The organism is Streptomyces sp. CC208A, from assembly GCF_030010625.1.
Lineage (GTDB): Bacteria > Actinomycetota > Actinomycetes > Streptomycetales > Streptomycetaceae > Streptomyces.
This window is the reverse complement of the sequence record NZ_JASCXN010000002.1, coordinates 225,051-239,518: the sequence shown is the minus strand read 5'-3', so window position 1 is coordinate 239,518 and position 14,468 is coordinate 225,051. Positions and strand designations below refer to the sequence as shown.

General features: G+C 73.4%; 10 protein-coding genes. 3 read left to right on the top strand and 7 right to left on the bottom strand.

Going from position 1 to position 14,468, the window contains the following annotated elements; genetic code table 11:
• Positions 1 to 72: 72 nt before the first annotated feature.
• Positions 73 to 594, bottom strand: coding sequence for a phosphatase PAP2 family protein (locus tag QK442_RS03345; RefSeq protein ID WP_282692253.1), 522 nt, complete (start codon positions 592 to 594; stop codon positions 73 to 75).
• Positions 595 to 1,557: 963 nt separating this feature from the next.
• On the opposite strand from QK442_RS03345, the gene surE reads away from it, so the two are divergent.
• Positions 1,558 to 2,475 (top strand): 5'/3'-nucleotidase SurE, encoded by a 918-nt coding sequence (surE, locus tag QK442_RS03340; protein ID WP_282692252.1) that lies wholly within the window; start codon positions 1,558 to 1,560, stop codon positions 2,473 to 2,475.
• Positions 2,476 to 2,767: 292 nt separating this feature from the next.
• Positions 2,768 to 4,234, top strand: coding sequence for a carboxylesterase family protein (locus QK442_RS03335; RefSeq protein WP_282692251.1), 1,467 nt, complete (start codon positions 2,768 to 2,770; stop codon positions 4,232 to 4,234).
• 482 nt (positions 4,235 to 4,716) lie between these two features.
• Here QK442_RS03335 and QK442_RS03330 read toward each other — a convergent pair whose 3' ends face one another.
• From QK442_RS03330 to QK442_RS03315, 3 genes are all read right to left on the bottom strand, one after another.
• The gene (locus QK442_RS03330; RefSeq protein ID WP_282692250.1) at positions 4,717 to 6,297 is read right to left on the bottom strand and encodes a carboxylesterase family protein; all 1,581 of its coding nucleotides are present in this window, start codon (positions 6,295 to 6,297) and stop codon (positions 4,717 to 4,719) included.
• A gap of 100 nt (positions 6,298 to 6,397) precedes the next feature.
• Entirely contained in the window at positions 6,398 to 8,026 is a 1,629-nt protein-coding gene (locus QK442_RS03325) for an amidohydrolase (protein ID WP_282692249.1), read from the bottom strand.
• 1,041 nt (positions 8,027 to 9,067) lie between these two features.
• A complete protein-coding gene (locus QK442_RS03315; protein ID WP_282692248.1) occupies positions 9,068 to 10,315 on the bottom strand; it encodes an MFS transporter in 1,248 nt (415 codons plus the stop codon).
• A gap of 215 nt (positions 10,316 to 10,530) precedes the next feature.
• Here QK442_RS03315 and QK442_RS03310 point away from each other — a divergent pair, with 215 nt between their 5' ends.
• Positions 10,531 to 11,538, top strand: a complete 1,008-nt coding sequence (locus tag QK442_RS03310; protein ID WP_282692247.1) for a LacI family DNA-binding transcriptional regulator — start codon at positions 10,531 to 10,533, stop codon at positions 11,536 to 11,538.
• Positions 11,539 to 11,577: 39 nt separating this feature from the next.
• Here QK442_RS03310 and QK442_RS03305 read toward each other — a convergent pair whose 3' ends face one another.
• From QK442_RS03305 to QK442_RS03295, 3 genes are all read right to left on the bottom strand, one after another.
• Positions 11,578 to 12,420, bottom strand: a complete 843-nt coding sequence (locus QK442_RS03305; protein ID WP_282692246.1) for a PaaX family transcriptional regulator C-terminal domain-containing protein — start codon at positions 12,418 to 12,420, stop codon at positions 11,578 to 11,580.
• A 116-nt stretch (positions 12,421 to 12,536) separates the two neighbouring features.
• Positions 12,537 to 13,262, bottom strand: coding sequence for an Asp/Glu racemase (locus tag QK442_RS03300; RefSeq protein ID WP_282692456.1), 726 nt, complete (start codon positions 13,260 to 13,262; stop codon positions 12,537 to 12,539).
• A 136-nt stretch (positions 13,263 to 13,398) separates the two neighbouring features.
• On the bottom strand, positions 13,399 to 14,316 hold the full coding sequence (locus QK442_RS03295; protein WP_282692245.1) for a fumarylacetoacetate hydrolase family protein: 918 nt from the start codon (positions 14,314 to 14,316) through the stop codon (positions 13,399 to 13,401).
• Between the last annotated feature and the right edge of the window lie 152 nt (positions 14,317 to 14,468).

The following is a 14,468-nucleotide window of genomic DNA, read 5'->3' as shown; positions in this document are numbered from 1 at the left end:
CGACCGGTCACCGGACTTGAAGGGATCGGCGCGGCCGACCGCCCGCATCCACGCCCGGGCCCCGTCCTCTCCTCAGTCCCACAGCCTGCCGGTCGCCATCCGGATCGCCTCGCGGCGCAGCAGAGGAGCGAAGGCGCACCACAGGAGCAGCGCGGTACCGGCGCCCGCCAGTACGCCGCCCAGCGCGTCCGTCAGCCACTGGGTGTGCAGCCAGGTCCGGCTCCAGACCATCGCGCCGACGTAGAGAGCTCCGAACGCCCACCACCAGGTCCTGACCCGCGGCCGGAACGCGACGACGGCCACGGCGATCACGAGCGCGACCGCCGCGCACACCTGTCCGGACGGGAAGGAGCCGTCGCTCACGAGCACCGACGGGTGCGGCGGCCGGGGACGACCGGCCACCGACTTGAGGAGCGGTACGACCACACCGCTCCCGAACACGGCGACAGTGAAGACGAAGAGCCCCGACCTCCACCGCCCGTAGACGCACAGACAGCCCGAGAACGCCAGCGGCACCAGCATGCCGGGCGGGCCTCCCAACAGGTCCAGGGCGTTGGCCAGATCGTGAAGGGCACCGGCTCGCGGTTCACCCATGAGCCGCAGCCAGCGATCGTCCAGCGGTTGAAGGCCGGACGCGCCTCCCGCGGTGCGCAGACGGACGCCCACCGCCATGACGACGCACAGGAGCACGAGCCCGAGGGCGGGAGTCCCCCGTGCCGGAAGTGCGGGGACGGGGTGTACGGGATGTACCGCAGGGGCGCCGGAGCGCGACACATCAGAAGTGGACGGATCAAGCACGGCACACCTTTCGAGGGCACGGCCGATCAACGGGGGCGCGGCCGAAGGCGGATCCTTCGTGGGAGTCAGGGGAGCACCGACGTGACCACCGGGATGTCGCCCGGGCGTGTCACGCACAGGGTCCCCGGCCTCACGGCCGACGGCGGGCCGGCGCTCAGGGAGCGCCACCGCCGTCGCGTCGGTGTGCGTCACGAGTGACGCTCCACGCCCGAGGATGGGGTGTTCTCGGCCGACGGCACAAGAGATACGAGCGCGACGCGCGAACCCGAGGCCCCATCGATTCCGAATAGTTACACGTGACACCTGCGACTTCACCGTCGGCCACCAAGAACACTGCGACGGAATCCGAATCGACGCCTGGCGCCCGCGAGGGATCAGTGCTACACAGGAGGCACCGCATAGATGACACGTGTAACCCATCAGATGGTCCGGCTTCCCGATCAGCCCGCCGCCTCCCCTCTCCTGTCGGCTGCACACGACGGCTCCCGCCCAGGAGCGGCCTCGCACCCTCTGCTCATCTTCCGTGCGACACAAACATCCTGACGGAAACCGGTGGTGTCACGACCGCTCCCGAGGTCGCCCCGCTCGGCGCGCTCGCGGTCGTACCGGACCGCGGCGTGCGCCGACTCCCTCTCGCACGCCTCGCCGACCATCCCTCTCTCGCCTCGCCGACCATCCCGCGCGAGCCCGAGGCCGTGCGAAGGCCGAGCCTCGGCGCACCGACCCCCGCACATCCCCTTCCCTCCCAAGGAGTTCCGCGTGAGACGTACACGACTGCTGTCCCTGGCCGCCGTGCTCCTCTGCACCCCCGTTCTGGCCACGGCCACCCCGGCTACGGCGCAGGTCGGGGCGCAGCCCGATACGGGGGAGGCAACGGCCCTCAGGATCATGATCACCAACGACGACGGATTCGACGCCCCCGGTATCCGCATCCTGGCCGACCGGCTCGCGGCCGCGGGCCACGACGTGACCATCGTCGCTCCCCTGACCAACCAGAGCGGTACGGGAACCAAGATGTCGACCGGCAGCTCCGTGACCGTACGGCATCCGCGGCCCAAGGTGTGGGCGGTCGACGGGACCCCGGGCGACGCCGTGGCCTTCGGCCTTTCCGCCGTGTTCGCCGGCAAGGCCCCCGATCTGGTCGTCTCCGGCGCCAACTTCGGTACCAACGTCGCCGGCATAGCCACCCACTCCGGCACGGTGGGCGGCGCCGTCGCCGCCCTGGAGGCGGGCGTGCCCGCCTTCGCGGTCAGCACCGGCGGTCTCTCCGTCCCCGTCTTCGAGTCGACCGTCAACGCGATGCATCCCACCAGCGACTTCGTCGCCGAGCTCATCGAGCACCTGCGCAAGCGCTCCCGCTCGGCCCGTCTCCTCCCCGAAGGCGTCGGCCTCAACATCAACCACCCCGTCGTCGGCGAGGACGGCAAGGGCCTCGCCAAGGGCACGGCCGTCACGACGCAGGACGGGCAGCAGATCCTGAAGCCGAACTACACGGACTCCGGGGACGGGACGTGGAAGGTCTCGGTGACCGTCGACCTGCGGACCCCGGCGAAGGGCGGCGACGTGGAGGCGCTCCGCGCGGACAAGGTGTCGCTGACGCCCATCACCGCCGACTGGAACACGGGGCCCGTCGACGTCGCGAAGGCCGCCGCCCTGCTCCGCGGACTCCGCCCGTAGCGGCGGGACACCCGTAGCGGCGGAACGCCCGTAGCGGCGGAACGCCCGTAGCGGCGGAGCGCCGTTGTCGGCCGCCCCTTCCCGTGCACGACGCCGGGTGGTCTCGGTGAGGAGATCCGAGGCCACCCGGTACGCCCTCGCCTCCACCTTCCCCAGGGAGAACCGTTGAGATCATCGGCCGTCGGCAACGCCTTGCGCCTGGTCCTGGGCGTCGCCACTCTGCTCGCCCTCACCCTGTTCTCGCCCCCCCGCCGCGGCGGGACCACCACCCCCGGCTCGGGAACGTCCGGTCGTGGTGGTGGAGCAGGGCTTGCTCCAGGGCAGCGCACTCGGCGGGGCCCACGCGTTCCTCGGCGTCCCCTACGCGGCACCGCCCGTGGGCGCCTGGCGTTTTCGCCCGCCCCGCCCGGCCCAGCGCTGGACCGGCCCACGGCAGGCGACACGACAGGCGCCGGCATGCCGGCAGTTCTCGCCGTTCGGTCTCGCCGACCCGACCGCCGTCAGCGAGGACTGTCTGTACCTCGACGTCTACCGTCCGCACCGGGCACGCCCCGGATCGCGCCTGCCGGTGATCCTCTGGATCCACGGCGGAGCGTATACGCAGGGTACGGGCACCCAGTTCGGCGGCCAGACCCTGGCCCGGCTCACCGACAGCGTCGTCGTCAGCATCAACTACCGGCTCGGCCGGCTCGGTTACCTGGACCTGGACGGACTCGCCGACGGGAACAGGAACGGATCCGGTTCCTGGGGCCTGATGGACCAGATCGCGGCACTGACCTGGACCCGTGACAACGTCGCGGCCTTCGGCGGCGACCCGGGGAACATCACCGTCTCCGGCCAGTCCGCGGGCAGCGGCTCCGTCTGCGCTCTTCTCGCCTCGCCCCGGGCCTCCGGCCTCTTCAGCCGGGCGATCCTGCAGAGCGGCCCCTGCTCGCTGCTGCGGGCACCCAGCCGGGAACAGGCACGGGCGCAGGCCGAATCCTTCGCCGCCGCAGTCGGATGCCCGGACCCTCGGAGCCGTGCGGCCTGCCTGCGCGAAGCGCCCGTCCAGGCGTTGGAAACCGCCGCACAGAACATCCCGGTCGCCGGGCCCGCGTACGGCGACGGGCTGCTGCCGCACCAGCCCTCCGAGGCCATCGCCTCAGGCACGTGGAACAGGGTGCCGGTCCTCATCGGCACCACCCGCGCCGAGGGCAGGTTCTTCGTGGCCCTGTCCCAGCCCCATCTGACGTCCGACCAGTACACGGCACAGATCCACGCACAGTACGGCCCGGCCGCCACCGAGGTCCTGACCCGCTACCCGCTGTCCGACCGCGTCGGCCCCTACCTCGCGATGTCCGCCCTCATGACCGACTCGCTCTTCGCCTGCCCCACGGTCGAGACGGCTCGCGCCTTCGCCCGTCAGGTGCCCACGTACGCCTACGAGTTCGACGACCCGGCCTCGCCCACGCTCCTGGGGGCCCAGGTGCCCGGTCTGGACATGGCCAACGGCCACAGCGCCGAACTCGCCTACGTGCACGACTTCGCTCTCACCCACACGCCGCTGACTCCCGTGCAGAACCGGTTCGCCGACACGGTGAAGCGCTACTGGGGCGCGTTCGCCCGGTCCGGCAGGCCGGACGTGCCCGGCCTGCCCCGGTGGTCCCCGGTCGGCCCCGGGTACGAGGTCCTCACCTTGAAGCCGGATGCCATCCATATGTCCGACGCCTTCGCTTCGGCCCACCAGTGCGCCTTCTGGAACCGGTCGACGCACCCCTGACCGTCCCGGCCCCACATCGCCCGTGGCCCTGTAACCACCGGGGAAAGGGGGGGTGGGCCCCGTGCTGTCCGCACGGGGCCCACCCCCCTTGCGGCGCCGTCCCATGCGCCGGCGGCCGGGGCGGACAGTGGTGCCCGGCCGGTCGCCGGGGCGGCACGTCACCGGCTCCGGTTCCCCTGCCGTGACACGTGCGCACGGCGAGCGCCAGAGCGATGGGCGCCACCCGGCGACCGGGACGACCGTCAGCAGAACGACGTCCGGTCCGGAGACTCCCCCGCCGATCAGCGCCCCGGCCGCCGCGGGGCGGGGGCGGTGGCCCCCCGCCGCGGCCGGGGCGATGCCGGTCGTCCCTGCTTCGGACCGGTGCGCAGCAGCGGCCAGGGCCGCCTGCCCGACGACGCCGACGGCGATGCCCGCTCCTGCCGCGGCGATCAGCGGGAACAGGTCGGTGCCCGGGGTACCGGCCCGGCCGACGGCTCGGGTCACAGACCGGAGAGCTGCTTCCAGATGCGGCGGGAGGCCCCGAGGGGGTCGGCCGTGACCGTGGGTTCGACGTCCCAGATACGGGTGAGGGAGTCCTCCGCGGTGAACGGCGGCCAACCCGGGTCTCCCGTGGCCGCGAACGCGATCCAGGCGGCCCGGAGCTGTTCGGACATCCGGTCGTAGCCGGCGGAAGGCGGCCGGCCCGCGAGGACGAAGGAGGCGAGCGGGCTGCTGGTGTTGCCGAGGGTCGCGGGGATGTCGACGGTGTGGCAGGCTCCCAGCGCGCCGCCCAGCGCCGGGCTCGGCCAGGTGAAGTCGTAGACGTGGCTGACGCCTCCCGCGGCGGTGTGCGCCTCGGCGAGCCAGAGCGCGGGCATCCGGAAGAGCGCGTCGGAGTACATCACGGTGTACAGCCGGGCGTCGCTCAGGCCGGGATACGCGGCCCGGTAGTCGGCCGGGGCGGACGCGTCGAGGCCGAGGTGCCCGGCGGTGGCGGCCAGGTCGACCGTGCCGACGCGCCGCTTGACGCGGGGGGCTCGGGGCGACTTCCGGTCGCGGAACCGGCCGACGGCCATTCCGGCGAGGGCGGGCAGGGACCTGACCAGGGCCGAGGCGCTCGGCCTGATCAGGCCGCGGTCGATCGCGAACATCGTGAACTCGTCGTGGGTGAAGCCGGAGATCAGGTCGATGTCGCGGGCCACTCCGGTGCGCAGGGCGAGCCAGGGCTTGTCCACGACGGTGACGCCGTCGATGACCGGCGAGAAGGAGGTGATCGTCTCCGGGGTGGTCCACGCCCCCGGGTCCGCGGCCATCGCCGCGAGCGGGGCGTCCTGGACGGACAGCAGGTCCTCCGGTGCGACGCCGGCGAGTTCCTCCGGCGTGATGCCCAGGGCTTCGGCCGTCAGGGCGGCGATCCGCTCGGACTCCTCCCGCGGAAGATAACGGCCCGCGATGCTCTGGACGATCGCCCGCCGGAACAGCCCGCGCGCGGCGGGCGCGGACAGCAGGGCGGCGACCGACGCTCCCCCGCCCGACTCGCCGAAGACCGTGACGTTGTCGGGGTCTCCGCCGAAGGCCGCGATGTTCTCCCTGACCCAGCGGAGCGCCGCGATCTGGTCGAGGAAGCCGCGGTTGGCGGGGGCGCCGGGGACGGTGCCGAAGCCCTCGAAGCCCACCCGGTAGTTGAAGGTCACCATCACCACACCGCCACGGGCGAGCACGGCGCCGTCGTACGCCGGGTCGCTGGAGGTCCCGCTCTTCCAGCCGCCGCCGTAGATCCACACCATCACGGGCAGCCGGTCGCTTCCGCCGCCCGGCGTCCAGACGTTGACGGTCAGGCAGTCGAGCCCGTCCTCGGGGTTCCAGAAACGGGGCATCCCGGGCACCAGGGGCAGCTGCGGCGGCGCCGCACCGAACGCGCGGGCGGGGCGTACGCCCTCCCACCCGGGTGCGGGTTCCGGCGCCCGGAAGCGGAGCGGGCCGTCCGGGGGCGCGGCGAAGGGAATCCCCTTGAAGACGTTCAGTCCGTCGAGGGCGACACCCTCGACCGCGCCTCCGGTCGTCCTGACGACAAGGCTCACGGCTGCTGTTCCCTTCCTCGTGGCTGCCTCGGCAGTCCTGATCGGTATGTCCGTGGCCCCGCCTCTCATCGCGGTGCCACACGTCTCGAAGCCGGTCGGCTCAGCGGGCCGCACGGCCCCGGGAGTCGTGCACGGTCCGGCCGCCCACCACGGTGAGGGTGGGGCGCAGCGCCGCCAGTTCCTCGACGGGACAGGTCATGGGGTCGGTGGGCCACAGGGTCAGGTCGGCCAGTTTTCCGGGCGCGAGGCCGCCCCGGTCGTCGTACTCGCCGAGCAGACGGGCCGCGTGGGAGGTGTGCAGGGCGACGGCCTCGTCGCGGCGGATGGCGTGCTCGGGCCCTCGGGCGCCCGCGACGGTCTGGCGGGTGGTCATGCCCCAGACCGAGGTCATGGCGCCGTACGGCCCGACGGGGAAGTCCGAGCCCGCGGTGAGCAGGGCGCCCTCGTCGATCCATTCCCGGAGCGGGAAGAGGTCGCGGACGCGGTCGGCCCCCCAGGCGCGGATCTGCGCGGCGGCCGCGTCGTGGAGCAGGGGGTGCTGGACGGTCACCGGGATGCCGAGCCGGACGGCTCTCGCTCGCTGGTCGGGCCGGGCCAGTCCGCCGTGCTCGATCACCAGGGTGCCCTGCGGGAGGCCGGGACGGCGCCGCAGCACGGTCTCGTAGACGTCCAGGAGGGTACGCAGGCCACGGTCGCCCCAGGCGTGGACGCCGACCCGCCAGCCGCGTCGTACGACCCGGTCGACGGCGTCCGCCAAGGCGTCCGGCTCCCACAGCAGGTGGCCGTGGTAGCAGGGGCGGTCCGCGTACGGTTCGTCGAGCGCGCCGGCCTCGATCCCGCCGTCGATGCCGAACTTCACGCCCCAGACGCGCAACCAGGCGTCGTCCGTGTGCCGCCAGGGCTCCATGCGGTCCAGCAGGCCGTCGATCCCGGCCGGGGTCCGGACGCCGAATCCGGAGACGAGGGCGCGGACGCGGACCGCGAGTGCGCCCGCCTCGCGGGCGGCGCGGAGCACCTCCAGGTCCTCGACGGGGACCATGCAGTCGCGGACGGTGCCGATGCCGGTCGCGGCGTAGTCGCGCGAGGCGTGGCGCAGGCCGTCGATCCGGCCGTCCAGGTCGGGGCGCGGGAGCAGCCGCTCCGCCAGGGCCATCGCCTTGTCGATCAGCCGGCCGGTCAAGCGGCCCTCCTCGTCGCGCTCGATGATCCCGCCTTCGGGCTGCGGGGTGTCGGCGGTGATGCCGGCGAGACGCAGGGCGTGGGAGTTGAGCACGTCGTTGTGCCCGCCGCGCTTGACCAGCACCGGGTGGTCGGTGGTCGCCCGGTCCAGTTCCTCCGCGGTGGGGAGGCGTTGTTCGGCGAGGTCGAGTTCCTGCCAGTTGGTGGTGGTGCGGATCCATTCGCCGGGTGGAGTGGTGGCGGCGCGCTCGCGGATGAGGCCGAGGAACTCGGGGATGGTCCGGGCGTGGTGGACGGGCACGTCATGGACGCTGTAGGCGGCGAGGATCAGGTGGGTGTGGGTGTCGTCGAACGCCGGCAGGACGGCGGCTCCGGGCTCGTCGACCACCTCGGTGACGGGTCCGGTCACATGGTCCAGGCCGTCCGGGGCGGGTGCGAGCGCGATGATGCGCCCGCCCCTGACGGCGACGGCCCGCTGGGGGCCCTGCCCGGGCTCCAGCGTGTGGACGACGGCGGCACGGATCAGCAGGTCGGCGGGTGGCTGCGGCATGGGTGCTCCTCGCTCGGTTCGAACGGTTCAGGCCGGTTCGGGCGGGCGATCGGGTCGCCCACCCTGGCGAAGTCCTGCGGGTCAAGCGCCCTCGGGTGCGTCCGGAGCAGCGCTGGGGCGGCGGTCGACGACGCCGCGTCCGGCTTCCCTCGCGTACGTGCCGGGCTCGTCCGCCGGCCGCCCGCCGCGGTGTCCCAGGGCTGCGGCTCGCGCGGCGGGATCCGCGTCCGCGCCCCCGCCGACCCGCCGGCGGGGCTTCCGCCACGGCGAACGCGGCCGGTTGCCGGGCGGGGCGTGAGGGGCCGGTGCCGTCGTGGGCGAGGTCCTCGCCGTCCACGGCCGTGGGCAGCAGCGCGTCCGGCACCGCGGCGGGGGCGCGGTCGAGGGGGGCCGGCACGGGCGGCGAGCCACAGGAGACGGCAGGCCGTGTCGTCGACGACGTGCCCCGGCACCCGCCTTCACGGACTGCCGCGACAAGGTGTTCGCCGTAGACGGTGTCCGGCTCGGGCACGGCGGTGTCGAGCCCGTCGAGGGCGGTCCGCGCGGGGTGCGACGCGGGTCGACCGTCGGGGCCAGGACCGCGTGGGCGCCCTTGCGGCGTGCCTCCGGGGCGAACGGGCGGGGCCGGTACGGCGGGCGAGTTCGGGATCCCAGGTGGCGGCCTGCGCGGTCGGGGACGGGAGGGCGACCGGCGGGTCGTCCGGTGTCCCGTGCTCGCCGCGCACCCCGGCGGGCCGTCGGACATGGCGGGCCGGCCGAGTCCGATCGCGTCGTTCGGGGGCGAGGACCACATGTCGGCCCTGGCGGGCAGCGCGGCCTTGACCGTGAGGTCCGACATCGCGGGGGTCTCCTCAACGGCGGCCTCACGGTCGCGGTCGGCCACGGTGGCAGGGGGGTCGGGCTGTGTGTTCATGGCTCTCCGGCGTCGGAACGGGGGCCCGCGCTGTCCACGCCGCGGGTCCCGGGGCTGGAGGGGGTCACGGCCGGCCGTCGGCACCGGTGAGGAGGCGTCCGGACGGGCACGGCGGCCGGTGCCCGGCGTCAGCGGACCGTACGGACCGGCAGGATGGCGAGTGCGCCAAGCAGCGAGAGTGCGCCGCCGGCCAGGAAGAGGCCCGTGTAGCCGCCGAGGTTGGCGATCACGAGGGAGGCGACGAACGGGGCGAGGATCTGCGGGCCGGCGCTGGCGATGTTGAGGACGCCCATGTCGCGGGCGGCGTCCTCGGACCTCGGCAGGACGAGGGTGACGAGCGCGGTGTCGACGGCCATGAAGCAGCCGAAGGCCAGGCCGTTGAGCGCGCTGAACACGAGCATCCCCGTCCAGGTGGGGCTGATCACCGGGACGGCCATCACCAGGCCGGCGAGTGCGGCCGAGACGCCGATGAAGACCTTCCTGCGGTTCCAGCGGTCCGACAGCACACCGCCGACGACCGTGGAGACCGCCATGGCCGCCATGGAGACCGGGGTGAGGATCGCTATCGCGGCGGGCGGCGTCAGGCCGGCCGGCAGCTCGATGTGGTCGGACAGGATGTAGAGCTGGTAGCCGGTGACGGAGAAGTAGCCGAGGACCAGCAGTGCCCGGCCGATGAAGGCCCAGCGGAAGTCGTGGGTCGCGAGTGCCGAGAGGAAGGTCGCGACCTGCCGGCGCAGCGGGACCGGAGGCAGCGGCTCCCGGCGCGGTTCGCGGCCCAGTGCGGTCAGCAGGACGGCCGCCACGGCGACGATCGCGCCGAGTGCGAGATAGCCGGTGCGCGGGGTGCCGGCGGTCGCCGAGGCGATCAGCACGCCGAGCGTGCCGCCGATCGGCAGGCCGAGGCCGACGAGGGCCGAGGCCGTTCCCCGTCGGGCCGGCGGGATCCGGTCCGGCACGACCGCCGTGGTCGCGGCCTGGTAGACGTTCATGGTCGCCTGGCCGAGGCACCAGCCGATGGCCACGAGGAGCACGGTGTCGGCACTGCCGAGGAAGGCCATGAGCGCCAGGGAGGCGAGGGCGCCGCCGAGAATCCACGGGCCGCGGCGGCCGGTCCGGTCGGACAGGGCGCCGGCGATCGGGTTGAACACCGTGGCGAAGACCGCGCCGATCCCGCCCACGAGGCCCAGGGTCGCCACCTTGTTCACGGGGTCGAGCTGGGCGATCTGGGTGGGGACCAGGACGGCTCCGACGCCCAGGTAGAGAGCGAACATCGACATGTTGGCCAGCGCCAGCAGCGCCATGAGGCCGCCCAGGCGGGGCGGAGCCCCTTCGGTCGTGGCAGCTCTCGCGGATTCGTCCGTCGTCTTGCTGTTCATGGTCGGCTCCGGTTCGGGAGGAACTCCGGGATACGGAAGGGGGTGCGCGCGGTGGAGGTGCGGAGTGCGCGGTGCGGGGACGCCGGGCCGTCGCGCCGGAAGAGCGGGCGCGGGATGAGTCCCCAGCGAGATAACACGTGTAACCTGCTCTTACTGTGTAGCACTCGCCCCAGAGGCTGCGCCAGCCTTCAGAGAACTGGAATGATGCAATCGTTATGTCACTTGAGCAGAGCCCCGGGCCCCCGGTCACCAGCGCCGACGTCGCGCGCCTCGCCGGTGTCTCCCGCGCGACCGTCTCCTTCGTCCTCAACGCGACGCCGTCGGCCCGGATCAGCGAGGCGACCAAGGCGAAAGTGCGGGCCGCCGCCGAGGAACTCGGTTACGTTCCGCACGCGGCGGCGGCCTCGCTGCGCTCCGGACGCACCGACCTGGTGGTGCTGCCCGCGTCCGTGTCCGCGATGGGACGGCTGTTCAGCGACTGGGTGGACGAGCTGGAGACCGCCCTGGGCGACCGCGGCTACACGGTCGTCCTGCACGGCGACCGGTCCGCCGCCCCGGTGACGGCGGCCCGCGCCTGGGCGCGGCTGCGCCCCGCCGCGGTCGTGTCGATGGGCGACGCGAGGATGACCGCCGAGGCGGTGCAGGTCCTCCTCCAGGCCGGGACGAAGGCCGTCGTCACCGTCGCCTCGGCCCCCGTCGAGGGGGCGTTCACCCTCATCGGCGACCAGGCCGACGTCGGCGTCGCGGCCATCGAGCACCTGGTCGGGCGGGGCCGTACCCGGATCGGCGTCGTGATGCCCGCGGAGCGAGGACTGGCCGCGTTCTCCGAGCCCCGCCTCGCCGGCGCGCGGCGCGTGGCCGCCGAGCACGGAGCGGAGATCACCCCGCTGCCGATGCGCTACAGCGACGAGGCGGCCGCGGCCCTCGCGACCCTCTGCCGGGAGCTGGGTCTGGACGCGGTGTTCGGCTACAACGACGAGTACGCCGCCCTGCTGTCGGCCGCCCTGGCGGACCGCGGGGTGGCGGTCCCCGGGCAGATCGCGGTGGTCGGTGCGGACGACCTGCTGCTCGCCCGCGTCGTACGGCCGCGTCTGACCTCGGTGCGTTATCACCTGCCCGGTGCCGACCTGCTGGCCGACGCCGTCGACCGGCTCGTCCGGGACGGCGCCGCCGCGCCGCTCCCCGCCATCTGGTTCGAGGCGGTCCCCCGCCAGTCGTCCTGACGCCCGCCCCGGCGCGGAGCCTCGGCCGGGGCCGGCGGGTCAGTCCGCCGGGCCCCGCGTCCGCGAGAGGCCGGTGAGCTTCTCGACGTACCGCAGGCTCGGCGCGGCGAGCAGGTCGTGGAGCTCCACGAAGACGCGCCTGGCCTCGACGGCGTTCCAGTCGGCGGGCAGCAGCTCGGAGGGCAGGCCCGGGTCGAGGTAGGGCAGGCGGCGCCACTGGGTGAGCATGGGGACGTAGTCGCGGAAGGCGAGGACCGGGTCGATCCGCGGCTCCGGGCGCAGCTCCTCGGCGACCGGTCCCCAGTCGTCGGTGAACGCGGCGTACTGGGCCTCGATGGCCGTGAAGTCCCACCAGGAGCTCACCGCGTCACGCAGCTCGGCGAAGCCCGCGTAGTCGGAGGTGAACAGGTGGACGTAGGCGCTCAGGCCGAGCCGCTCCAGCATCCGCCGGGCGTCCGGGAGCAGCCGGGCGGGGGCGAGCCAGACGCCCGGGGCGGCGTTGCCGAAGCCGAGCCAGGTCAGCCGGGAGCGCAGCTGGTGGCGGTGGGCGCGTTCGGACTCGGGGACGGAGAACACGGCGACGACCCAGCCGTCCTGGAGGCGGGCGGGTTCGAGGCTGCCGAAGATGCGGCGGTCGCCCTCGTCGAAGACCGGGCCCATCTCCTCGCCGAGCCGGTAACCGATGCCGTCGCGGCGCTCCTGGAGGAGGGTCCCGGCCTTCTTCAGGCGGGAGATCGCGGAGCGGACGGCCGGGCCGTCCACATCGAGTTCCGCCATCAGCGCGATCAGGTCGGCGATGGAGATCCAGCCGCCGAGACGCCGGACGAACTCGCCGTAGATCGTGTTGATCAGGGAGCTCGGCCGCGTCGCGCTCTCCGCCATGGTCGCATTGCCTCCTCGGGTACCAGGCGGTGATCTTACCCAGCGGAGTTCCCGGTGCCCGGGGCGGCCCGGCGGGGGCGCCGTGAGAGGGGTCCCCGCCGGGTCCCGGTGCGGGGTCATCCGGTCGCGAGGGGGGTCTCGGCGTAGGCGCCGGAGAGCAGGTGTCCGGCGCCGGGGGCGACGGCGGGCAGGCCGAGGGCGCGGAGCATCTGGTGGACGGTGCAGACCGACGCCGAGACCACCGGCTTGCCGAGCAGTTGCTCGGCCTCCTCGATCGCGGACAGGGACGGCATCTGGACGCAGGCGGAGAGCACCACGGCGTCGGCGTCGGCGTACGCGAGGTTCTTGGCGATCGCCGGCAGCTTCGCCGGGTCGTGGGCGGCCACGTCGAGGTTGCCGGGGATCTCCAGGGCGGCGTGGTCGAGGACCTCGATCCCCTCGTGCGTGAGGTAGTCGACCACGGTGCGGGTGAGCGGCCGCATGTACGGGGCGACCAGCGCGATCTTCTTGGCGCCCATCGTGCGGAGGCCGTTGACCAGGGCGCCCGCGCTGGTGACGACCGGCGCCGGGGCGCCGTTCTCGGCGGTACGGGTGTGCAGGCGGTCCTGCGAGACGCGGTGGTAGCCGAGGCCCATGCTCATGATGGCGACCAGGCAGGCGTAGCCGAGGACGTCGACGGCGGCGTCGGAGAGTTCGACGGCGCAGCGGTCTGAGTCGGCGTCCATGGCCTTGAGCTGTTCGGCGGTGACGTGGGTCATCCGCATGCGGCTGGAGTGGAAGGTGAAGCGTTCCGGCGCGATGGTCTCGCGGGCCCGGAGGATGCCGGGGACCTCGGTCTCCATGGTGATGTTCGAGCTCGGCACGATCTGGCCGACCCGGTAGGTGCGCGGGGTCACGGGCGGGGCTCCTTCTCGGAGGCGGTGAGGGGAAACGTCGGGCCGTGGGGCCGGGTCAGGGCGGGATCCGGCCCCACGGGGTTCAGCGGGCGTCGACGACCGGGTTGGCGAGGGTGCCGATGTGCTGGATGGTGGCCTCGACCAGGTCGCCCGGCTGGAGGAACTGCGGGGGGACCATGCCGGCGCCGACGCCGGAGGGGGAACCGGTGGCGATGACGTCGCCGGGTTCCAGGGTGACGCCGGAGGAGATGTCGGCGATCAGGCGCGGGATCTTGAACAGCATGTGGCGGGTGTTGGAGCTCTGCTTGGTCTCGCCGTTGACCTTCAGGTGGAGGTCGAGGTCGAGGGGGTTCTCGATCTCGTCGGCGGTCAGCACGGCGGGGCCGAACGGGGCGTAGGAGTCCTGTCCCTTGGAGAAGAACCACTGCCCGGAACGGCGCTGGTCGCGGGCGCTGATGTCGTTGATGATGCTGTAGCCGAAGACGTGGTCCCAGGCGTCGTCCTCGGACACCCGGGACGCCTTCTCGCCGATGACGACGGCGAGTTCGCACTCCCAGTCGAGCTGTTTGGTCAGGTCGGCGTTGTGCAGGATCGGTCGGCCGGGGCCGGTGACGGCGGTCGCGGGCTTGGAGAACAGCACGGGGCGGTCGGGCAGTTCGCGGTCGGTGTCCAGGCTTCGGCTGGACTCCTCCACGTGTTCCACGTAGTTGAGGCCGACTCCGATGATCTTTCCGGGGCGCAGCGGCGCGTGCAGCGTGACCTCGGCGAGGGGGTGGAGGACGCCGGCCGGCCGGTCCTCGGTGCCGTATGCGCGCAGGAGTGCCTTCGCGGCGGTGACGGCCGGCTGTCCGGCCCGGATGAACGAGAGGAGGTCGCCGGGGAGTTCGGTCCCCGTGGCGGCGGCCGCGGCCGCGAGGTCGACCACATGGCCGTCGAGCTGGGCGCCCAGGCGAGGGGTGGTGTCGCCGGTGTCGTCGAGGGAGTAGGTGACCAGTCGCATCGGTGGCTCCTTGCAGTGGGGCGCTGAAGAGAAGGGGGCGGGGGAGGGTGGGCCGGCGATGCCCGGTCAGGTGGGCATCGCCGGCCCTTGAGGGGACGGTCGTCCCCGGGTTCCGCCGTACGGGCGGCCCGGGCCCACCCCCGGCTGGGCCC

Coding starts and splice junctions, on each gene's coding strand:
- QK442_RS03310 (WP_282692247.1), top strand. CDS start 10,531: ATGTCACTTGAGCAGAGCCCCGGGCCCCCGGTCACCAGCGCCGACGTC.
- QK442_RS03305 (WP_282692246.1), bottom strand. CDS start 12,420: ATGGCGGAGAGCGCGACGCGGCCGAGCTCCCTGATCAACACGATCTAC.
- QK442_RS03295 (WP_282692245.1), bottom strand. CDS start 14,316: ATGCGACTGGTCACCTACTCCCTCGACGACACCGGCGACACCACCCCT.
- QK442_RS03325 (WP_282692249.1), bottom strand. CDS start 8,026: ATGCCGCAGCCACCCGCCGACCTGCTGATCCGTGCCGCCGTCGTCCAC.
- QK442_RS03315 (WP_282692248.1), bottom strand. CDS start 10,315: ATGAACAGCAAGACGACGGACGAATCCGCGAGAGCTGCCACGACCGAA.
- QK442_RS03345 (WP_282692253.1), bottom strand. CDS start 594: ATGGGTGAACCGCGAGCCGGTGCCCTTCACGATCTGGCCAACGCCCTG.
- QK442_RS03300 (WP_282692456.1), bottom strand. CDS start 13,262: ATGGAGACCGAGGTCCCCGGCATCCTCCGGGCCCGCGAGACCATCGCG.